This window comes from Dysgonomonas mossii, from assembly GCF_004569505.1.
GTDB lineage: Bacteria > Bacteroidota > Bacteroidia > Bacteroidales > Dysgonomonadaceae > Dysgonomonas.
In genome coordinates, this window is record NZ_SPPK01000121.1 from 1 (window position 1) to 396 (window position 396).

At 80.8% G+C, this 396-nt stretch carries 1 protein-coding gene; it reads right to left on the minus strand.

Features of this window, described 5'->3' with window-relative positions; all coding sequences use genetic code 11:
- Positions 1–99: 99 nt before the first annotated feature.
- Positions 100–396: hypothetical protein (locus E4T88_RS19055; RefSeq protein WP_221411838.1), on the minus strand; the 297-nt coding region annotated here is incomplete at its 5' end.

Genomic DNA, 396 nt, shown 5'->3' on the forward strand with positions numbered 1-396 from the left:
GCCGACGGGTGGCGCAGCGGACCGGGAGCGCGGCTCCGCGCCGCGACCACCGGGCGAGGGCGGTCCGGGGACCCTGCATGAGGCGCCCTCCCCGCGGCGTCACGCGGCGCGCCCGGCGAGGCGGCTCTGGTCGGCGAAGATCCGGCCGTCCTGGGCGCGGCACTCGATCTGGTCCGACAGCCGGCCCGGCCGGATCCGGATCGCCGCCGGCCGGGCCAGGGAATCGGCCCGCTCCAGGAAGCCGGCGGCATCCATCGGCGCGTCGCGGCCGCCGCCGAGCCCGCGCCACCACAGCACCGCCTTCTCCCGCTCGTAGCCGCTGCGCCCGGGCCGCAGGCGCACCCGCCAGTCGGCCGCGGCGCCGCCGTCCCGCCAGCCGAGCACGAGGTCCAGGCC